Source organism: Allobranchiibius sp. CTAmp26 (assembly GCF_017565405.1).
Classification (GTDB): domain Bacteria; phylum Actinomycetota; class Actinomycetes; order Actinomycetales; family Dermatophilaceae; genus Allobranchiibius.
This window is the reverse complement of the sequence record NZ_JAGEKR010000004.1, coordinates 17,464-38,360: the sequence shown is the minus strand read 5'-3', so window position 1 is coordinate 38,360 and position 20,897 is coordinate 17,464. Positions and strand designations below refer to the sequence as shown.

General features: G+C 72.2%; 13 protein-coding genes and 1 pseudogene. 3 read left to right on the top strand and 11 right to left on the bottom strand.

Features of this window, described 5'->3' with window-relative positions; genetic code table 11:
* Positions 1-5: 5 nt before the first annotated feature.
* From J4030_RS03030 to J4030_RS03020, 3 genes are all read right to left on the bottom strand, one after another.
* Positions 6-1,016: a DUF3068 domain-containing protein gene (locus J4030_RS03030; RefSeq protein ID WP_208047731.1), complete on the bottom strand. Its 1,011-nt coding sequence runs from the start codon at positions 1,014-1,016 to the stop codon at positions 6-8.
* Positions 1,017-1,117: 101 nt separating this feature from the next.
* Positions 1,118-1,789: an SIS domain-containing protein gene (locus J4030_RS03025; protein WP_307864533.1), complete on the bottom strand. Its 672-nt coding sequence runs from the start codon at positions 1,787-1,789 to the stop codon at positions 1,118-1,120.
* A complete protein-coding gene (locus J4030_RS03020) occupies positions 1,771-2,853 on the bottom strand; it encodes a GHMP kinase (protein ID WP_208047730.1) in 1,083 nt (360 codons plus the stop codon). Before J4030_RS03020 ends, J4030_RS03025 begins: the two co-directional genes overlap by 19 nt.
* A gap of 143 nt (positions 2,854-2,996) precedes the next feature.
* Between J4030_RS03020 and J4030_RS17810 the strand changes: the two genes are divergently transcribed.
* A complete protein-coding gene (locus J4030_RS17810; RefSeq protein WP_307864532.1) occupies positions 2,997-4,178 on the top strand; it encodes an acyltransferase in 1,182 nt (393 codons plus the stop codon).
* A 1,528-nt stretch (positions 4,179-5,706) separates the two neighbouring features.
* Here J4030_RS17810 and J4030_RS18440 read toward each other — a convergent pair.
* The 3 genes and pseudogenes from J4030_RS18440 to J4030_RS03005 form a co-directional block, all read right to left on the bottom strand.
* Positions 5,707-7,596 (bottom strand): annotated as a pseudogene (locus J4030_RS18440) (alpha-(1->3)-arabinofuranosyltransferase family protein); the annotation flags it as partial.
* A gap of 110 nt (positions 7,597-7,706) precedes the next feature.
* Positions 7,707-8,423, bottom strand: coding sequence for a class I SAM-dependent methyltransferase (locus tag J4030_RS03010; RefSeq protein WP_208047728.1), 717 nt, complete (start codon positions 8,421-8,423; stop codon positions 7,707-7,709).
* Positions 8,420-9,304, bottom strand: a complete 885-nt coding sequence (locus J4030_RS03005; protein ID WP_208047727.1) for a methyltransferase domain-containing protein — start codon at positions 9,302-9,304, stop codon at positions 8,420-8,422. The genes J4030_RS03010 and J4030_RS03005 overlap by 4 nt, the downstream gene beginning before the upstream one ends.
* Before the next feature lie 170 nt (positions 9,305-9,474).
* On the opposite strand from J4030_RS03005, the gene J4030_RS03000 reads away from it, so the two are divergent.
* Positions 9,475-10,830 carry a glycosyltransferase family 4 protein gene (locus tag J4030_RS03000; protein WP_307864531.1) on the top strand — a complete coding sequence of 452 codons (1,356 nt, stop codon included), beginning with the start codon at positions 9,475-9,477 and terminating at the stop codon, positions 10,828-10,830.
* Between the two features lie 176 nt (positions 10,831-11,006).
* Here the strand turns inward: J4030_RS03000 and J4030_RS02995 are convergent, their stop codons facing one another.
* From J4030_RS02995 to J4030_RS02975, 5 genes are all read right to left on the bottom strand, one after another.
* A complete protein-coding gene (locus J4030_RS02995; RefSeq protein ID WP_208047726.1) occupies positions 11,007-11,165 on the bottom strand; it encodes a hypothetical protein in 159 nt (52 codons plus the stop codon).
* An 81-nt stretch (positions 11,166-11,246) separates the two neighbouring features.
* Positions 11,247-13,028, bottom strand: a complete 1,782-nt coding sequence (locus J4030_RS02990) for a hypothetical protein (RefSeq protein WP_208047725.1) — start codon at positions 13,026-13,028, stop codon at positions 11,247-11,249.
* Positions 13,025-14,110 carry a glycosyltransferase family 4 protein gene (locus J4030_RS02985; RefSeq protein ID WP_307864530.1) on the bottom strand — a complete coding sequence of 362 codons (1,086 nt, stop codon included), beginning with the start codon at positions 14,108-14,110 and terminating at the stop codon, positions 13,025-13,027. Before J4030_RS02985 ends, J4030_RS02990 begins: the two co-directional genes overlap by 4 nt.
* On the bottom strand, positions 14,107-14,976 hold the full coding sequence (locus J4030_RS02980; RefSeq protein ID WP_208047724.1) for a glycosyltransferase: 870 nt from the start codon (positions 14,974-14,976) through the stop codon (positions 14,107-14,109). Before J4030_RS02980 ends, J4030_RS02985 begins: the two co-directional genes overlap by 4 nt.
* The gene (locus tag J4030_RS02975; RefSeq protein ID WP_208047723.1) at positions 14,960-19,357 is read right to left on the bottom strand and encodes an alpha-(1->3)-arabinofuranosyltransferase family protein; all 4,398 of its coding nucleotides are present in this window, start codon (positions 19,355-19,357) and stop codon (positions 14,960-14,962) included. Before J4030_RS02975 ends, J4030_RS02980 begins: the two co-directional genes overlap by 17 nt.
* Positions 19,358-19,559: 202 nt before the next feature.
* On the opposite strand from J4030_RS02975, the gene J4030_RS02970 reads away from it, so the two are divergent.
* Complete coding sequence (locus J4030_RS02970; RefSeq protein WP_208047722.1) at positions 19,560-20,873, top strand: oligosaccharide flippase family protein; 1,314 nt, start codon at positions 19,560-19,562, stop codon at positions 20,871-20,873.
* Positions 20,874-20,897 lie beyond the last annotated feature (24 nt).

Genomic DNA, 20,897 nt, shown 5'->3' with positions numbered 1-20,897 from the left:
TGCGATCAGGCCCTCGCGTAGTCGTCGCCGTCGCCCTCGGCGTGCCGAGCGCCGCGGCGGGTGTCGTTGTCGACATCGGTGTCGTCCGCCCGCCCCGTGCGGTCACGGCGGCCGGCGGCCAGCAGCAGCACGACCCCCACGACCAGCAGGATCAGACCGAGGATTCCCAGCACGTACGGCATGAGCTTCAGCAGCTTCAGCTGGCTGGCCTTGCCCTTGTACTCATCGACGTTGGCCTTGACCGTGGCGTCGTTCATCACCTGGTCGGTGTCGATGCCCTTGACGGACTTGCCGTTCGCGGGGTCGGTGAGCGTCACGACCTCCTTCTCCTCCACCTTGATGAAGGCGCCGGTCTGCGGCTCGACCCAGATGGTGCGGTCGTTGGCGTAGGCACGGTCCGCGGTCACACCGGGGCTGTCCTTGGCACCGCCGAAGACGAAGCCGGGGATGGCCTGCTTGGTGTACGTCGTCTGGGGCACCACACCGTGGTAGCGGTAGACCGACAATCCACGGATCTTGTCGGTGCCGGCGAACTTCATCGTCATCGGCTTCTGCAGCGTGTTGTCCCAGTACGGGTAGCTGCCCTTGCCGGCGCCGAACGGGAACTTCACCGTGTAGCCCTGGTGCTGCACGGGCTTGCCGTTCATGTTGTCGTTGCAGCAGTCGATGACCTTGCCGGTGTGGCGGTCCAGCGCGAGGTGCGCGGTGAACGCGTCGATCGGAGGCGCCTGGTTGTTGTTGTCCGTCGACTGGTTGATGTTGAGGACGATGGAGTTCTTGCCCTCCGCATCGGAGGCCTTCTTGTCGGCCACGACCGTCTGCCGGGTGGTCACCAGACCCTGCTTGAAGCTCAGGGTGTCCGCGTCGAAGAACTTGGCGTTGTTGTCCGAGAGGACCTGCTGGGTGTTGGTGTCCGCCGGGATGACGGTCAACTTCTCGAACGCGTAGAACTGCAAGAGCAGCGCCAGGGTCAGGAAGAACGCTCCGAAACCGATGACAATGGCGGACTTCCGCACGAGGACCTCCGTGGCAGGGGCTGACAAAACTTACCGGAGAGTAGCAGGAAAAATGCGAGGTGTGTCACACGTTCCGCCATCGCGCGGCGGGTGCCCGTGAGTCAGTGTGCCGACTGCGGATTCGCCAGCACGTCGACCGCTTCGCACCAGGCGTGGGTCCACAGCATGTGCACTTCTTGGATACGCGGCGTGTCCGCGGACGGTACGACGAGCACATGGTCGGCCGCTCCCCGCAGGCCCTCGCCCTTGGCGCCGGTGAGGGCCACCGTGAGCAGGCCCCGCTCGCGCGCCAGAAGCAACGCCTGCAGCACGTTCGGGCTCGTGCCGCTGGTGCTCATCGCGAGCAGTACGTCGCCGCGCCGGCCGAGGGCCGCGACCCCGCGACGGAAGATCTGGTCGAAGCCGTAGTCGTTGCCGACGGCGGTGACAGAGGACAGGGACTCCGCCAGGTTCACCGCCGGGAGCGGCTCTCGGTCGTGGATGCACTTGCCGATGAACTCCGCGGCGACGTGGCTGGCGATCGCGGCGCTGCCGCCGTTGCCGGCCACCAGCAGCGTGCCGCCGGCGACGAGGGCCTGTACGAGCGCTGTACCCGCCGCCTGCACCTCCGTCTCCAGCGCCGGGTCCCGCAGCGCGACGGCCAGCGCCGCCCACGCGTCGGTGCCTTCGCCGAGGCGGCGTTGCACGGCGGCCCGTACGTCGTGCTCGCTCGCCTCGTGCAGCGGGTGCGCCGCGCGATGCTGTCCGTCGTCCATCAGTGCTGGCCTCTCCACGTCGTCACGCCGTCCTTGCTGAAGGTGATCTCCGAGAGGGTCAGACCCATCTCGAGGAGCGTGTCCGCGACCACGTGCTTGCGCTCGAACTCGCAGACGAAGATGAGGTGGCCGCCGCCGCCGGCGCCGGTGACCTTGCCGCCGAGCGCACCGCATCCCAACGCGGCGGTGACGGCCTCGTCGATGAGCGGGGTGCTGATCCGCGACGACATCTTGCGCTTCTCCTGCCAGGCCTGGCCGAGCAGCCGCCCGAACCGGTCGACCTCGCCGCGCACCAGGGCGACCTTCATCCGCTCGGCCAGCTCCTTCTGCGCCCGCAGACCCTCGAGCGCGTCGGCGTTCCCGGTCTCGTAGCGGCTGCGCTGGTCGGCGATGATGTGGTCGCTGACCCGGGTGCGACCGGTGAACGCCAGCAGCATGTTGTGCTCCAGCTCGTGCACCGTGGCGTCGCGCACCCGCAGCGGGTTGACGATCACTTCGTCGGGCCGGAACTCGATGTAGTTGAACCCCCCGAACGACGCGGCGTACTGGTCCTGCGACCCGCCCGGGATGGCGAGGTCCTCGCGTTCGAGCCGATAGGCCAGCTCGGCGATCTCGTACGGCGTGAGGTCCACCCCGCAGTGCTGGGCGACCAGATCGATCACTGCGACCATCACCGCGCTGGAGGAGCCGAGGCCGGACCCCGGCGGCGCCTGGGTGTGCAGGAAGAGGTCGAAGCCCCCGGTGGGCATCGCGCCGCCCATCGATCGGACCCGCGCGATGGCCGCCTTCGGCAGGTCCAGCTCACCGTCGAACTCCACGGGATCGTCGACGTCGAAGCCGATCGAGGTGCCGAAGTCCAGCGACTGCACGGTGATCCGGCCGTCCCGGCGTGGTCGCAACGTCGCGTAGGCGAAGCTGGAGATCGTGGCGGAGAGGACGGCGCCGCCCTCGCGCTCGGGGAACGGCGAGACGTCGGTGCCACCCCCGGCGAAGGAGATCCGCAGAGGGGCGCGCGCCCGCAACACCGGTCGGGTCGCGTCGAGCACCGACGGATCGGTGGGGGCGACCCCCTCGGCAGTCATCGGCGGCTAGCCTCCTGAACGTGGTGGACCCCGGGCCCGAGGTAGGAGCGGGGACGCGCCCGGCGGATCAGGGATCTCGTGCGACGTCGTCCACCGCAGGCGTCCGTGCAGACTACTGGAGAGTAACGGGGGTCACAGAACGCGTGCGCCGCTACTCCATGCTCGATCTGCTCCGCGCGCTCGCTGCCACCCTCGTGCTCCTCACCCATGTCGCGTTCTGGACCGGCGCCGACCACCTGGACGTCTCCGGGCCGCTGCTCGCACGCGGTGACGCAGGGGTCGCGGTGTTCTTCGCCATCTCGGCGTTCCTGCTGCTGCGCCCCTTCCTGCGTGCCGGGCTGGCGGGCCGACCCAGGCCCGACCTGCGCCGCTACGCCGTACGCCGCGCGGCGCGCATCCTGCCCGCCTACTGGGTCGCGCTGGCCGCCGTGCTCGCGGTCGCGGCGCTCGCACCGGTGCGCACCGGTGGGGTCGGGTCGCCCGTCGACATCGCCCTGCACGTGGTGGTGCTGCAGGGGTATTCCGGCCACTCGTACCAGTCGTTCTCGCAGACCTGGAGTCTCACGACCGAGGTGACGTTCTACGTGCTGGTGCCCGTCATCGGCACAGCTCTCGGACGCCTGGCCCAGCGCCCGCGCAGGGTGTGGCCGGTCCTCGGCGGCGCGCTGCTGCTCGGGCTGGTCGCCCAGGGTGCCTCGGCTGCTTGGACCGGGGTGGATCCGCACTCCGGCGCCGGGGTGCTGGCGACCTCGGTGCTCGGTCACGCGGGATGGTTCGCGGCGGGCGCCGCGCTCGCCGTCCTCTCCGAGACCGGGTCGATTGCGGTGTCGACGACGGCGGGCCGGTGGCTGGACTTCGCGCGCACCAACCCCGGCGTCGTCGTGCTTGGCGCCGCGCTGCTCTATCTGCTCGCCGCCACTCCCCTGGCCGGCCCGGTCGACCTGCAGTCGCCGACGCCCGCGCAGGCCGTCGTGAAGGAACTCCTCTACACGGCCATCGCCGGGCTCCTGGTGCTGGCGGCGACCAGCCCGGTGCGCGGCGCCGTGGCGCGGGCTGCCGCCGGATCGCCGGCCGCGCGCTGGCTGGGCGACGCGTCGTACCCGGTCTTCCTCTGGCACGTGCTGGCCCTGCAGGTGGTCTACCTGGTGACCTCGCGCGGACTCTTCACCGGAGCGTTCACGACGACGCTGGTCGCGGTGACGGCGCTGTCGGTGGTGGTGGCGAGGATGTCGGTGAGCCTGGTGGAGCGTCCGGTGCTGGCGCGGGCCCATCAGCGGACCCGGTCCGCCGCCGCGGAGGACACCGTGCCAGCAGGCACGCGGTGACCGTCCCGGCGAGCTGACCGAGGATCGCCCCGGCCGACCGCTGGTCGACCACACCGAGCCCGGCGAGCAGCACCCCGGCGAGCGCCATCGACCCGCCGATCCCCCAGCCCAGCAGCCGCCGCGGCACCAGCATGCAGAGCACGCCGACGACCGCACCGGCCGGGCCGCTCATCAACACCCCCACGCCGACGGACAGCACCGCGGCGACGACGACGCCCCCACCGGTCTCGTTCTCGACGTCCGTCGGGTCGATCTCATGCGCGGGGACCCGTCGCGTGCGTCGGCGGGTCGCGACGGCCAGCGCGGCGAGCGCCAGGACTGCCAGCGCGCCCACCAGCAGGCCCGCGCGCTGCCACCGCGTGGGCCCGAACGTCACGTGCACCGTCGCCGCCGGTCCGGGTGGCACCACGAACCCCTGTCGCCAGCCGTCCACCCGCACCGTCGGGAGCGAGCGGCCCGCGAGCGAGGCGTGCCACCCGCGGTTGTAGCCCTCGGTCAGTGCCACGACCCGGGTGCCTCCCCCATCGACACGGACGGTTCCGTCTCCTGACCGCAGCGCCCCGGACGCGCGCGCGGACACGGAGGTCCGATCGGTCGCCGTGCCAACGCCCGCCGCCGACCGAGGCTGCAGGTAGACCAGTTCGGCGCGCACCCCGCTGCCGGGGGTGACCGACACCGTCTGGGGGCCGGCAGCGACGGCCGCCGATGTCGTGCACGGCGCCGCGTGCAGGAGCGCTCCCTGCGCGATCTGCGCTGCGGAGGCGGTCAGCCGCAACGGCACCGACGTCGTCCCGACGTGCAGCACACCGGCCGCGCCGCAGGCGAGCTGCAGTCCACCGGCGTGCCCGCCTTCGGATCGCACCCAGACGCTCGGCGCGACCGGACCCGACCGGGAGAACGTGACCCGGCGAGCCAGCAGCGCGGGGTCCTCGCCCTGGGCGGCCGCGGTGCTGCGCTCGCGCGGATCGCGCCGCAACAGGACCGACGTCCGGGTCGGGTCGACGCGGCCCGGAAGTGCGATCACGCTGCCGAGGCGCTGCCCGGGCACGGACACCCCCGTCAGACCCATGACCGGGTCGGTGGGGACGCCGGCGACGTGCAGTTCGACGCGGACGGTGCCGGTCGCGGCGCGCGGTAGCTGCAGGCGCACGGCCGTCTGCCCCCGCGCCACCTGCACCGTCGGACCGCGCACCGCGCCCACTGACAGGCGCAGGGAACCGATCCGGTCCAGCCCGGGGCCGGAGGCGAGGTCGACGTCGACCTCGCGCAGCGGCGTTCGCGCGCTGGGGGTGAACGACAGGCTCGCGGTCGCCTCGTGATCGCCGGTGCGCCAGGCGGTCGCCGGGTCGTCGTCGAAGGCGGCCGCGATGCCGGCTCCGGGCCCGGCGTACGTCGCAGCGGTCGGGTCCGCGCCGGAGGACGAGGCCGACCACGAGGTCATCCCGATCAGCGCGCGCACCGGCTGGCTCGCGGGGTCGCCGCCGGGCGGCAGGTCGCGGGCGCCGATGTGGTCCGGCGTGGTGTCGTCACGGGTCAGCGTCGGGCTGTAGCCGTCGGTCGCGGAGACACCGTTGTTGTACGAGCGCCACCGCAGGGAGTCGGTCACGACGTCCGGAACGGCGCCGCCCGCGCCCGTCGTACCTCCCACCACCTGCGTCCAGTCGTTCGGGGAGAGCGCGCCCACGGTCGACAGGTCGAAGACGGACTCCGGGCCGCCGACGACCCGCAGGTCGTGGCCCTGCGGGTACGCCGCGACGGTCTGCGATCCGCCGACCGTCCACAGCGTGAGGCGGTCGGTGCCGGTGCCGGTGCCGGTGGATCCGGCGTACGCGAATCCGGGCGACCGGCGCAGGGTGGCCTCGACCAGCGACCACGGCTGCGCCCCCACGGTGGAGGCGATGGAGTGGCGCACCACGACGCGCGCGATGCCCATCCGTGCCAGACCCGCCGCGAGGCCCGGCTGCACCTGGCCGGAGGCGGCGAGCTGGTCGGCGGTGTCGAGCATCCGGGTCGCACCCGGCTCGCCGAGCGGCGCTGCGGCCCGGAACACCAGCGGGGAGGCCGCGAGCGCGCTCATCGGGTCGTCGCTCGTGGTGCCCCAGTCGTAGGTCGCGGTGCGCGCGTTGGGGAAGAGCAGGGTGCTCCCACCGGCTCGCTCGGCCGCCGCGTCGATGCGGTGTGCCATCGCCGACCACGAGGCGGGGACAGCGCGGTAGCCGCCGGAATCAGCCAGCCGGCCCTGCCAGATCGGGGTCATGGCCGCTGCGACGAGGACGACGAGAGCGGCGGCCACGAGGCGCGCGGCCACCTCACGCGAGCGGCGCAACCGGTCCAGCACCACGGCCAGTCCGAGCACCACGGGCAGCCGGATGAGCGCGTCGGCCTTGTGGACGTTGCGCAGCGGCGCCAGTGATCCGTCCAGCAGCGCGCGCACCTGCACCGCGACCGGACTACCGACGACCCCGTGGTGCCCGACCGTCATGAACACGGTGCCGACGAGGACGCTCAGCACCGCGAACCGGCCGAGGTGCGAGCGCAGCCGGGCGACGCCGACGAGCCCGACGCCCGCCACCGCACTGGTCGCGAGGATCGACACCAGCGACTGCGCGCTGGTCCAGCCCGCCTGCCAGGTGGGGTGCCCGGCGGAGTCCAGGATGTAGGCGATCCAGTCGGAGTCGCCCCGCAGCACGTTCGGCGTGGACGTGACCGCCGTGGTCATCGACGCGGTCTCGATGAAGTCCAGGAACGGGTACCCGTACCCGCCGAGCACCAGCAGCGGCAGCAGCCACCACGACGCACCGGCCAGGACGCCGACCGCCCACCACCCGATGCGGCGACGCCCCCGCGGGTGGGTGATCAGGAACAGGAACGGCACGACCAGCATCAGCCCGGACGCGGCGGCGTTGACCCCACCCAGCGCCGCGGCCAGCAATCCGCCGACCGCGACCGCGCGCAGCACGCCGCGCCGGTCGAGGTCTGCGCGCACGAGCGGCCTGGCGGCGAGCACCAGCCACGGCGCCACCGCCATCGGCCACGCCTCGCTGGAGTTCTCGGCGAGGAGCGTGAGCACCCGGGGACACAGCGCGTACGCCGCAGCCGCCAGCAGCGCGACGGACGGTCCGGCGAGCCGCAGCTCGCGCACCAGCCGGGCGACGCCCAGGAAGGCGACCAGCAGCAGGATCGTCCACCAGACGCGCTGGCACGCCCACGCCGGCAGACCCAGGGAATGGCCGATGCCGAAGACGGGGCCCATCGGGAAGAGGTAGCCGTACGCCTGGTTCTGCAGCTCGCCCAGGCCCGCGTGGCCGTTCCAGGCGTCGACCGAGCGGGCCAGATACGTCCATGGGGAGAGCGTCAGGTCGATCTTGGTGTCGGGCTGCACCTGTCCCGGCGCGACGAGCCACGGCAGCAGGGCCATGGCGAGGACGGCCAGGACGCGGACGACGCGTGCCCGGTCCGGCAGAGCGCCGTCCGGCTGCTCGCGAGTGACCCGGTCCACGACGCGGAGGGTCCGCGCGTCGCCGGACATCACCGTCGACGCAGCACGAGCAGGAGGTTCCACGTCAGCAGCTCCCGCAGCCCGGGCACCTTCAGCAGATGCCGGGCCACGTCGGGCAGGTACCGCGGGCGGGCCACCAGCACCTCGACCTCGGGGTGACGCTGCGCCCATCGCAGGCCCTGCGCGACGCTGATCCGGTAGAGCGTGTGGTCGACCGTGTTCTTCGGCGGGTGCCCGTGCTTGCGGGTGTACCGGCGCGCGGCGCGCTCACCGCCCAGCCAGTGCCACGGCGACGTCTCGTGCCCGCCCCACGGCGAGAGCCAGTTGGTGTAGGAGAGGAAGACCAACCCGCCCGGGCGCACGACCCGCACCATCTCGTCGGCGACCTGCTCGGGGTGCTGGACGTGCTCCCACAGGTTGCTGCTGAAGACCAGGTCGACGCTGCGGTCGGCCACCGGCAGGGCCGCCGCGGTCGCGACCAGCCCCCCGTCGTGCACCGAGGAGACGGCTGGGTCGTGGTCGACCGGCACGTAGCGCGCACCGGCTGCCCGGAACGCGCTGGCGAACTCGGCCGGGCCCGCGCCCACGTCGAGCACGGACGCACCCCGCAGGTCGGTGAGCTCCTGCAGCAGCTCGATCGAGTCGGCCGCCAGCGCGCCGTAGAACACATCGGGCCGAGTCTGCTCCAGGGTGAACGCGTGGAAGAGACGGGCGGACCGCGCGAGACCGCGACGCTGCGCGCTCATGCCGGCCGCCGGGCGATCAGGTGCAGAGTCGGTCGCAGGCCCGGCCGGACCGCACGGGCCGCCAGCACCAGTGGCGCCGAAGCGAGCCCGGTCGCGATGACACCCCGGGAGGCGAGGACGCCGCGCGGGCGAGACGCCGGGCGCCAGCGGCGTACGGCGCTCGCGGCGTCGGTCGTCAGACTGTCCAGGACCGGTCGCCGGACCTCGACGTCGACGAACCCGGCGTCCGTCGCGGCGCGCGCGAGGCTGTCGGCCGTGAAGAACCGCACATGGGTGGGGTCCTCGAGCATCCACCAGGCCGCTCCGTAGAGGCGTACGCCGTCGCTGTCACCCGCCGGGGTGAAGAACTGCACCGTCCCCCCGGGACGCACCAACTCGAACGCGACGGCCAGGGTCGCCACCGGATCCACCACGTGTTCGAGCACGTGGATCCCGTAGACGAGATCGACCGGGTCCGCACCGTCGCGCGGCACGTCCTCCACGGCCCCACCGGACAACCTGCCCTGGGCCACCACGCGCGGGTCCACGTCGATCCGCAGCTGGTCGGGGTCGGCCCCCGCGATCGAGGCACCGCCGTCGAGGAAGCGCCGCAGCATCGACCCGCTCCCGTACCCCACCTCGAACACCGACCGCGGCGTCCCGCCCGGCGCGGCCCGCCGCATCGCCCGGTAGGTCAGGTCGAGACGGATCCGATCGAGGGTGGGCTCACCGCCGTACGCCAGGTCGCGATGCGCACCGGGTGCCTCGTCCAGATCGCGCAGGAGATGGCCGCATCGCTCACAGCGGGCGAGCTCCCCGCCACCACGCAGCGCGAACGGTCGCATCCGGGCACGGCAGATCTCGCAGTCCTCGCGGATCGCGGCGACCCCGGTGGCGGCCATCTCGGCTGATGTTCCTTCCCGTTCTTACCTACAAGTTCTACCTAGGAGTAACTTCGGCGTTACCCTATCCGTCGGTGCGCGCACGACCCGGTGGACGGCACGGCGCACCAGGCCGCCGGCATCGCCTGCCGACGCGGACGCCCGATTCCACGAGGAGTACACGAGTGCAGGTGAGCGGCAACGCTGACACGACATCGGCCAGCAACGTGCCGATGCGCATTCTCTACCTCTCGTGGCGCGACCGGGAGAACCCTGAGGCGGGCGGCGCGGAGACCTTCACCGAGCGGACCGCGCAGATCCTCACCGAACGCGGTCACCGCGTCACCATCTTCACCAGCCGATTCCCCGGTGCCCGCGCCGTCGATCGGCACGGCGACGTCGACGTCGTACGCCGCGGAGGACGGTTCACCTGCTACCTACGGGGACTGCTGTACGCCGCCCGGCACCGCGGCGACTACGACGTGGTCCTCGACGTGCAGAACGGGGTGCCGTTCTGGGCGCCGCTGCTCGCGCGGAACCCGGTCGTCAACATCACCCACCACGTGCACCGCGACCAGTGGCGCTCGCTCTTCCCGGGCCCCATCGCCGCGGTGGGGTGGTTCCTGGAGAGCAAGGTCGCGCCGCGGGTCTACCGGCACTCGCGCTACGTCACCGTCTCCCAGGCCACCCGCGCCGATCTGGCCTCCCTGGGCATCGAGCCCGAGCGGGTCGACCTGGTCTACTCCGGCAACGACCACCCGGCCGATCTGGACTCCTACCGCTCCGTGGCCCGGTCGGCCGAGCCGTCGATGACCGTGCTCGGCCGTCTGGTCCCGCACAAGCAGGTCGAGCTGGCGATCGACGTGGTCGCCGACCTGACCGACGTGCTGCCCACGCTGTCGCTGGACATCGTCGGATCGGGCTACTGGGAACCGCAGTTGCGCGAGCACGCCGCGCAGCGGGGTGTCGCCGACCGGGTGCACTTCCACGGGTTCGTGGAAGAAACGACCAAGCACACCCTGCTGGCTCGGTCCTGGTTGATGCTGGTGCCCTCGCACAAGGAGGGCTGGGGGCTGATCATCGTCGAGGCCGGCCTGCACGCCACCCCGAGCATCGCCTTCGCCGAGGCCGGCGGCCCGAGCGAGTCGATCCTGCACGGGCTGACCGGTCTGCTGTCCAAGGACTACGCCGACATGCGCGCCCAGGCGCGCCGGATCCTGCAGGACGACGGTCTGCGCGGTCAGTTGGGCGCCGCGGCCCGCGACCACGCGCACAGCTTCAGCTGGTGGTCGGCCGCCGAACGCCTCGAGCACACCTTGCACTCCGTGCTCGGTCACCGGGCGCGGCCCGATCAGCCGGCCACCCTGGGCCCGGCGTCGGTGGACCTGCAGCAGGTGCACGGCATGCACGGCTCAGCGCCCGTCACGGTCGCTGCGCTCATCTCCGGTGATAGCCGACTCGACGACACCGATCGCGCGTGTGTGCCGACCGTGGACGTAGACGTGGACGCGGACCCCGTCGACGAGCCGGCCACCGTCCCCCGCTGACGGCGGCGTACCGCTCGCCGACCTCCACGGTGACGCAGCTGTGCCCGAGTGACGCAGGCCTACCTGTGTCACTCGGCCATAGGTGCGCCATCGTCGAGCGTGCGAGCTGAGCATGCAGAAAGCGGCCGACCCCTGGAGGGATCGGCCGCTCTCGCGTGAGAACTGTGGGGCTCGGGTCAGTTCGAACTGTCGTAGTTGATCTGCGAGCTGTACTTCTGCGGCTGGGTCACCGAGTTCTGCTGGGCGACGAGTCCGAAGATGGCGAGCAACGCCAGGATCACGCCGAGCAGTCCGCCGCCGATGTTGTAGGCGAGCTTCAGGTTCGTCGGGTCCATGTCGTGTGTCATTCCTTCTGACGTCTCGGTCCTGCACCAGTGCCTCGCAGGAAGTCTGCGCTCATCATAACCACAGACCGCTCACGCAGGTAACTCTTCGGTAACCACGTTTCGGCGCGTCGCGGTCACCTCCCTCACCAGCAGCAACGGCGTCACCGCGAGTCCCACCAGGCCGAGGTAGCGCCACGGACCGGGGCCGGCAGGCAGCCGAGGCGCCGGGCCGAGGTCGTACAGCGTCAGCCCGGCTTCGCGAGCGACCGGATTCGCGCGCAGCGCCGACGGCAACGCGGTCGCCGGGTCGCTCGGCTGGTCGGTCTCGACCAGGACGTACCGCACCCCCGCGGCCTGCAGCGCCGCGCGTACGTCGGTGCGTCTCTCCAGCGCCGTGGTGATGCGGGCGGCGTCGGTGCTCTCGCCGCGCACCACCTGCGAGGACAGCGGCAGGTCGTCGTTGACCACCACCCGCCGGTCCAGCAGCCGCTGCCACGGATCGAGCACCACCTGGTCGTGGTCGAACGCGTACCGCCGGTAGAGCGTCCAGGGGAAGACGGCGACCGCGCCGGGCGGCAGCGCCGCGACCCGGTCCCGCACGGCGGTGTACGACGTCGGGTACGTCACGGCGGACCACCGCCCGCCCTCACCCCAGGCCAGACCGGTGAGCACCACCAGCGGCCACAGCGCCACCAGCAGCCCGACCCCGACCGCAGCCGTGCGATCCGCGCCGACCTTCCGCCCGAGGTCGCGGACCTTCTCCACGAGCAGGCCCGCGCACACGGCCACGAGGAGCACCCACACCGCCACGAACTTCTGCGAGTCGCGCAGCAGGCCGCCACCGGGCAGGTCCGTGACCACGGCGGTCACCAGCTGCCGACCGCCCGGCACCGCACTGGCACCGGCGATGATCAGGCTGACGACACCGGCGACGGCGAGCCCGGCGTACGCCGGCGAACGTCGCCACGCGCGGGCCCACCCGGCGTACCCGACACAACCCAGCACCACGAGGAGCGCGACACCACTGACCACCGCCGAGGAACGGCCGGGGGTCCAGGTGCCGGCGTTCCAGATGCCGCCACCGGTGAGCAGCGAACCGAGCACCCCCCACGACGTGTCCGCGCGCGACATGAACGCCGTCACTCCCGCCGAGTCCCCGGCGCCCGTGGAGGCCGAGGGGGCGACGAACAGGAAGGGGAACCACCACGGCGCGTTCGCGAACACGAAGACGAGCAGAGCCCAGCCGATCTCACGCCCGAGACGAACACGACGCAGACCCGACGGCTGAGACCGCGTGGGCACCAGGAGCACCGCCAGCGTCACGATCAGACCGAGGATCGCGCCGGTCGATCCGGTCAGGGCGGTGACGACGGTCCAGACGCCGAGCCGCAGCCGACCGCGAGCGCGGCCGAGGTGCACGTCCGAGGCCGCCGCCACCAGGAACGGCAGAGCGGCGTACCCGAGCAGGAAGCCCCAGTGACCGATGGCGAGACGCTCGGCGAGGTAGGCGTTCCAGCTCGCGAAGAGCGCGGCGGCGCCCGCACCGAGCCGCGAGGACATCAGACCGCCGACGCCCGCGCCGACCCCCACGAAGACCAGCAGCAGCAACGCCTTCTGCACGACCCAGCCGGGCACGACGTGGGAGGCGAGCGCGACGACCAGGTCGTTGGGGACGGCGCGCGGGACGCTGCCGTCGACGCCCAGGGTGCGGTCGGACAGGTCCAGCCGCGGCACGAAGACCATGTCGTAGAAGAGGAGGTAGCCCGGTCGCAGCGCGGGGCCCAGCGCGAGGACGCCGCTCAGCAGGCCGACGAGCGCACCGACACCGCGAACGCCGAGGCGTGGGCGCGTCGCCATCGCGGTCGTGGTCACCGGTGCTGCGCCTCGACCGAGGCGAACGCCTCCCCCATCCGGGCACACTGCGTCGGCAGGTCGTGCTCGGCCAGCATCCGGGCCCGGTTGGCGGCTCCGACCTCGCGGGCGTGCGGCAGGTCGGTGAGGAAGTGCAGCAGACCCTGCGCGAGCTGCTCCACGTCGTCGTCGACCAGCAGGTTCGGCGGCTGCACCGCCTCGTCGTTGGTGCCGCACCGGGTGGTCACGACCGGCAGCCCGCAGGACTGCGCCTCCAGATAGGCGAGCCCCAACTGCTCGGTCCACTTCCAGGTCGCGCGAGGCGCGGTGCAGAAGACCGCGGCCGAGCGCAGCAGGTCCGCGACGCCGGCGGCGTCCAGGCTGCCGCGCAGCTCGACCTGTCCGGGGTGCTCGCGTGCCTCCCGCTCGACGCGGTCGCGCAGCGGTCCGTTGCCCGCCACGACCAGCCGTGCCTCGGGGACGCTGCGGCGTACGAGCGCCATCGCGTCGAGGACCCGGTCGATGCCCTTGTTCTGCGCGAGCGGTGAGGTGAAGACCACCACCGGTTCGGTCGCCGGGGTCGGCGCCGGGGTGAAGAGCGCGGTGTCGACGCCGGGCTTCACCACGCGGATGCGCTGCTCGTCGAAACCGTTCTCCAGCAGGTGATCTCGCGCGGCGTCGACCATGCACAGCAGCAGGTCGGCGCCCCGGCTGGCGTGCACGGCCTGGCGGTACGGCGGGATCTTGTAGAGCGGCTGATTCGGCAGGTTCTCCCACGTGATGACGGCCTGTAGCGGGCGCCGCGTGCCGCGTGAGCGCCATCGTGCGGCCTGCCCGGTGACGAGGGAGCACAGTTCCAGGCTCGCCACCCAGTCGTACGCCGCGGGGTCCTGGTCGCCCAGCCCCTGCACCCAGGCCAGCGCGCCCGCCTCCACGAAGCGTTTCACCGGACGCCGGTACGCGCTGGGCACCCACTCGATGTCCCCGACCGGCTGCTGTGCGGCGAGCGCGGTGACCTGCGTCTGCGGCATCCGGGACATCCAGTACAGCTCACGCCGTGCCCGCTGGTCGGGCAGCGAGACCCACAGCAGCCGACGGCTCACGTGGTCGCCTTCGCGGGGCCCTCGGTGGACGCCGTACGCCGGTCGCGGCGCCCCCGGCGCGCGCCGAGGGTGTAGCCGACGACCTCCAGCCCGCGCAGCAGGACCATCCCGGCTGCATGCGCGGGGTCGCGGGCGAGCAGGCCGCGGGCGTCGACGTACGACTTGACCAACGCCCGTCCCTGGGCACCGACGGCGCCGCCGTGCTGGCCCTGCAGTGCGGGGATGCTGCGCCCGTAGTAGTAGCGCTTGCGCAGCACGTCCGGCACGGTGAGGTGGCCCTCGTCGTGGTCGACCAGGATGTCCGCCAGCTCGATACGGGCACCCGCGGCGTGCATCCGCAACCGCAGGTCGGCGTCCTCCGGGCCGGACATGTCGAGCCGGAAACCGCCGTCACCGACCAGGAAGTCGCGCCGCACCAGCCGCGGGTTGTGCAGCCAGGGCTGGGTCAGGTAGCACTCGCGCTCCAGGGCCCGGCACGCGGTCCAGAAGCCGTCGCCGATGGTGCGTTCGGGCAGCGCGACCCCGACCGCTCCGGTGTCGCGGGCCGTCCGCAGGGCTGCCGCGATGCTGGCCGGGGGCAGGATCATGTCGCTGTCCAGCCACAGCACCCACTCCCCTCGGGCCGCCGCGATGCCGGTGTTGCGCTGCGCGGACCGCTCCGGGCCCGCGGTGATGACGCGATCGGCGTACCGGCCGGCGATCCGAGGGGTGGCGTCGGTGCTGTGGTTGTCGACGACGATCAGCTCGAGGTCGCCGTGGGTCTGCGACCGCACCGACGCCAGGCAGGCGTCGATGGTGCGCTCGTTGTCGCGGGTGGGGACGACGACGGAGACGAGTCCGTCGTCGTGCTCAGTGGTGGTGTTCACCGGCGTACTCCGGTTCCTTGTCCTGGGCTGGGTCGTGGGGCGTCTGGGCAGGCGTCGGTGCCGGCGGCAGGTAGTCGCGCAGCGCCCCGACGAGCGCGACCAGCAGCCCGGCCGCGCCGAGGTAGTGCGGCCACAGACTGGCTGCCACGGAGTCCGCGCTGACCTGTCCGGTGAGGCCGTTGGCCCACAGCACGATCAGATAGACCACCACGGAGGCGCCGATCAGGCACACCCCGGCGGTGATGAGCCACTCCGACGGCAACGGCGCCCAGCGCAGCAGGGCGACCAGGAGCAGTGCGGTGACCAGCCCGGCATACCCCAGGAAGAAGGTCGCGGCCAGCACGAGGGCGATCTCGACGGCGATCCTGCGCATCGGACCGGGCCACGGTCCGGCATCGCCGTGCGGCACGGCAGCCGAGGCCTCGGAGTGGGTCGGTGCGTCCGCCTGCTCGGGCTCCGGCTCCGGCTCGGACAGATGCTTCGGCCGCCGGCGGAGCAACGGCCGACCCCGGCGGGCCGGCAGCACGGTCTCGCGGCCGGCCCCTGGGGTGGCGTCGTCGTCGACACGGTCATCGTCATGGTCGTCGTCGCGACCGGTCCGGCTCGCGGCGATGCGACGCCGCACGGGACGCCACACTCCGGTGCCGAGCGCGATCGCGATCAAGAGCACGATCCCGGAGACTGCCAGCGCGATGTCCGAGGCACGCTGCGGCCCGTACCGGATCTCGATGTCGTAGCTGCCGCCGGCCGGCAGCTCCCACCCGACCGAGTACCCGTCGAGCACCACGGGCGCCCCGAGGTCCTTGCCGTTGGCGGTCGCGTGCCACCGGGGGTCGAAGCTCTGGCTGATCACCACGGCGAACGCCCCGCCGGAACGCACCTTCAGCGATTTGGCGGGGGCCGAGTTGTGGACGTCGGTGACCACCGGCGCGGCCGGAACCGCGCCCGTGACGGTGCGGGTGTCGGTGAGGGCGACCGAGTCGAGGGTGAACCCGGGCGCCTGCTCGATGCGCCGGGACCCGGCCTGCAGCGACGTCCGCGCGCACCCGGTCCACCGGGTCCCCTCGTCGGAGGCGCCGGCGAGGGTGGAGGTCGTGGGGCGCATCCGGATCGGCTGGCCGTCGATGGTGGCGACGGTGAGGCACCGGGCACCCTCGCCACCGACCTGGTCCAACGGTCCGGCGCTGGCGGTGCGCATCGAGATCCCCGTGTCGATGCTGGGGAAACGGGCCGGCAGGCCCCGCACCGGCGTCGTGGCACCGGTGAAGGTGACCCGGACAGTGCGGCCGGTGACCTGCGGGAAGGTCAGATTCGTGGTGCCGTTCCGGGTCAGCTTCGTGGTCGCGACCCGCTTGCCGTCCACAGTGACGACCGCGCTGGTGGCCCACTGGGTGCGTGCCGCGCCCTCGGTGTGGTCGTCGGCCGCCGGGCTCTGCCGGACCGAGACGCTGTCGATCGAGCGGGTGGGTCCGGCGATCTGCCACCAGGAGTTGCGGACGCCGTCGCCCGGCACCCAGGCCGTGCTGCCTGCCTTCGCACCGGTGTCGGCCGCCATCGACGCCCGCTGCGCCGGGTTGTCGAAGTAGAAGGCCGACGACCTCGCCTGCACCGCGGTGGAGTAGCCCGCCACCCGGTCGTACACCGGCTCGATCGGTCCATCCACCCGCACGTCGGCGGCGCTGGTGAAGGTGCGCGCGTCGGGCAGGGTGACGATGCGCCGCAGGCCGGTCTCCTCGTCGTCGGCCGTCGACGGGGTGCCCTGCAGGCGGGTGAGCAGCACCGACATCGGCGTCTTGTCGAATGCCGCGCGCCCGGCCGCGTCGAGCTTCGCGTACTCGTTCAAGAACGTCGTGGGCGTGCGAGCGGTGCGGACGGCGAGCGGCCCCGGCATCCGGATGTCGGCGATGCCGACAAGGTTGTATCCACCACCGCGCTGGGAGTCGGCCGTGACCTTCACGCTGCTGACCGGGACGTTGCCCATCGGGAAGGACGCGTACCCGGTATCGGGCATCCGCCGGGTCACCGAGCGACCGCCCGCGGTCACGGTCAGCCGGTCGATCTTGGAACGGCCGACCGAGGCCTGCTCGATCCGGACGGTGCCGAGCGCCACCGGGGTGGGCTCGGTGATGGTCAGGCTCTGACCCTTCGCGCGCCCGAAGTCGCCGAACAGCCATGCGGTCGAGGGGTCGCCATCCAGGGCGTTCTGCGGGCTGGCGTACGGCAGGTCGAAGAACGCCCCGCCCTCCGACGTCGCGCTCACCTGGGCACCCGAGGGCACCATCACGGTCTGGTCGTCGGGGTCGGTGCCGAGGGCGTGGGTGCTCTTCGGCGTCTGCGCGGCCGTGAGCAGGGGCCCTTCGCCGTTGCTCAGCCGGTTGGTGATGGCCGCCCGGCGCGCGTTGGTGTCGGTGAGGACGAGTCGGTGGGCGCCCCCGAGGAGCGAGGTCAGGGCGTGGGTGTCGACATCCTGCGCGTACTGGAACGACGGCGACGTGCGCAGCAGCCCGGCCGCGGACATCTGCGCGACCCCGGACCCGTCACCTGCGACGAGCAGCGAGTTGTCGGTGCGTTCGGCCCGCACCGAGTTGAGCGGGTCGGTGACGTCGTACCGCTGCAGCGGCGGCAGCTGGTCCTCGCCGTACGCCTCCGGGTTGGTGCCCGTGCCCAGCGTGTACTCACCGTCGAAGCCGAAGTTCCCTGCGCCGAACAGCCCGGGATCGCTCGCCAGGATCCTGGCGGTGACCGCGGGACGGGCGCCACCGGCGTCCTCCCAGTCGATGTCGTGGCGCAGCAGGATCGTGTCGGCGCCCAGGTACCGCGCGTACGCCGACATCGCCGCGGGCGGCACCACGCCGTTCTGCAGGGTGTCGTTCAGCGCGGTGAGGTAGTTGGCGCCGGGTGCCGAGGCGTTCGGGGTCGTCTCGGGGATGATCACGTCACGACGGAAGAGGGAGTTGGCGACGTCGTCGGGTCGCTGCACCGTCCAGCGGTACGACGGCCGCGTCTGGCCGGGCAGGAACAGCACCGAGGCGTTCGAGTCGCCCTTGTCGATCGCGGCCGCGGCCTGATGCCAGTAGTCGGGGATGTCCATCGGTGACAGATAGAGCCGGTTGGTGAGAGCCGGCGAGATCCAGCCGGTGACCAGGATCACGGCCAGCACCGCCGCGAGCGGTGCCCAGAAGTCCAGGTGGGCGATCTTGCGCCACACCGTCCGCGCCGCGAAACCGAGCGCGAGCGCGAAGCCCAGCGCCAGCAGGGCGCCGATCTTGTTCGTCGTGCGGAACGCCGACATACCGGGCAGTTGCAGGAAACCGACGACGACATGCCCGAACGGCGAGGCGGGAGCAGCCTGCGCCGGGAACGCCCCGACCTCGATGATCGCGGCGACGGCCGCGAGACCGATCACCAGTCCGCGCAGCAGACCGCGGCACCAGCGCAGCGCGAGCAGGCCGAGCACCGGCCAGAGTGCTGTCAACACGATGATGTACGGGCTGGTGAGGTACGACGCGTACTGGCCCTCCCACGGCCCGTTCGCGTCGTGCCCGTAGAGCGGCCACAGGCCGAGACCGCGCAGGACCTCCGGGAACGACCCGACCTTGGCGATGCCGGTGATGGTCTCGGAACTGTCGACGATCTGCGACCCGGTCGACAGGGCGGCGGCGGCCGGCACCAGCCAGTAGACGGACAGGCCCACGACGAAGAGCGCGCACTTGGCGAGCACCCGCAGGATGTCGCGCCAGCCGATCTGCCAGCTGCGGCGGGCGAACACCATCAGCGGCAGCAGCGCGAACAGCTGCAGGATCGGCACGACAGCGACGTTCATGCCGCTCATCGCGAAGAAGATCAGCCCGAAGACCGCCGGCCAGCGCCACCCGCGAGGCGCCCGCAGCGCACGGACGAAAGCCAGCATCATCCAGGGCAGCAAAGCCATGGGAAGCGCGATCGCCAGGGTCGAACCGGCCTGGACCGTATAGGGATTCGCGACGTACAGGACACCCGCGGCGAGCCCGGCCCAGCGATCGGCACGGGGCGACAGGGAGCGCAGCAGTCGACTGGCGCCCCACGCCGTGAGCGCCCAGAGCGCGAAGTGGAAGATCCGGAACGTCGTGCCCGCGCTGAGACCGATCGCCCGCAGCGGGGCGAGCACACCCAGCACCGGGACGAGCCCGACGTTGAAGTTCGGTGCGCCGAGGTACGGCGTGCCGGTCCAGGAGGACAGGTACTGGTGCACCATCGACCACGGCGCGAGATAGACCTCGGGCTTGATGTCGGTGTAGAAGTGGCCGTACCCGTTGAGGAAGACCACGACCGCGAGGACCAGCAGGAGCGCCGCGACCGAGACGGCGTACTTCACGTCCGACCGTTCGGCGGTGCGCAACATGACGGGCACAGCGGGTCGGCGCACGGGGTGGGAACTTTCGCGGACGAGGGGCGAGCTTCGGATCTGGCCGGGCGCACCGGACTTCACGGGGTGCGGCGGTGCGCGGCCGTTCGGGCTGCGAGCAAATATAACCCGTGGGTAACCTGGGTCACGTGCGCTGCGGCGCGCCGCACGCCACTCCCCCGCCCGAAGGCCCCCACTTGTGACAATCGATGCCAGTACGTCCGACGCGCGCGACGGTCGCGACGGGCAGGGCGCGCTGGGGACCCAGCAGCCGGCCGCCGGGGCGGGCGCGGTGCTCGGTGCGCTGCTCGGGGTGGCGATGGGTGTCTCCAACGCGCTGGGCTACCTGCTGGTCCTCATGCTCTCGCGCACCCTCGGCCCGGAGGACTTCGGCGGATACTCCGCGCTCAGCACGTTCGGCGTGCTGCTCGCGATCCCCGCGGGCGCCTTCCAGGTCGTCATCGCGCGTCGCGTCGCGGCTAGCGCGCGGCACGAGGTCACGACCGGGCTGCGCCTCGCGTCCGGGGTGTCCGTGGTGCTCTTCGCCGCAACCGCGCTCGGCTCGGCAGGCCTGCGCGACGCGTTCCACCTCAGCTCGGCGTGGTCCCCGGTGCTGATGGGGGCGACGCTCCTTCCGATGACACTGACGGGTTGCTTCCAGGGTGTCCTGCTCGGCGCCCACCGGTTGCGCGCGCTGTCGCTGCTCTATGTGGTGACCGCGTTGACGCGGCTGGCCGCCGCGGTGGTCGCGACCGTCGCCGGCTTCTCCGTCGTGGAGGTGTTCGCGGTGATGCTGCTGGCCGCGATCGCGACCGCGCTCGTCGGCGCCGCGCTCTGCCGCACCGAGGTACGCCGCATCGCCGGTGGCGGCCACGGCCTGGCAGCGGAGATGCTGCGCTCCAATTCCACCCTGGCCGCGCTCATCGCGCTCACCAGCATCGACGTGCTCCTGGCCCGGCACTACCTGTCACCGCACAACTCCGGCGGGTACGCGCTGGCCTCCACCTTCGGGCGGGCGATCTGCTGGGGCACCCAGTTCATCGCGCTCATCGTGGTGCCACGGATGCGCGGCGCAGGCGCCACCCGCACGCTGCTGAAAGCCAGCGGGCTCGTGCTCGGCATCGGCCTGGTCGGCCTGGGGGTGGTGAGCATCAGCCCGTCGTTCTGGGTGCGGGTCGCCGGCGGCGGCGAGTACGCCGACTACGGGCACGTCGCGCAGGCCTGCGTGGTGCTCGGCATCGCGTGGGCCCTCGCGCAGATCTGGCTCTTCTCCGAGATGGGTGCCGGCGAGCACCTGCTCGGCGCGCTCACCTGGGGCGCCGTGGTCGTCGAGGCCTTGGCCATCGCCCTGCTGTGGCACGGCAGCGCCGTACAGATCGTCACGGTGTGCACGGTGTGTGCGGCGGCCATCGCCGTTGCAGGACTCGTGCGCGTGCTGGCGCGACACCAGCGGCGACTACCGCCCCTCGACGAGGGCTCGGCTGTGCTCGTCGCCGACGGCACGCGCGCCTGACACCGCGACCTCGACCGGCCTCTC

Bases quoted from the DNA above. Each gene is read 5' to 3' on its own strand.
- J4030_RS02975 (WP_208047723.1), bottom strand. From the start codon at position 19,357: ATGTTGCGCACCGCCGAACGGTCGGACGTGAAGTACGCCGTCTCGGTC.
- J4030_RS02995 (WP_208047726.1), bottom strand. From the start codon at position 11,165: ATGGACCCGACGAACCTGAAGCTCGCCTACAACATCGGCGGCGGACTG.
- J4030_RS03005 (WP_208047727.1), bottom strand. From the start codon at position 9,304: ATGGCCGCCACCGGGGTCGCCGCGATCCGCGAGGACTGCGAGATCTGC.
- J4030_RS03010 (WP_208047728.1), bottom strand. From the start codon at position 8,423: ATGAGCGCGCAGCGTCGCGGTCTCGCGCGGTCCGCCCGTCTCTTCCAC.
- J4030_RS03020 (WP_208047730.1), bottom strand. From the start codon at position 2,853: ATGACTGCCGAGGGGGTCGCCCCCACCGATCCGTCGGTGCTCGACGCG.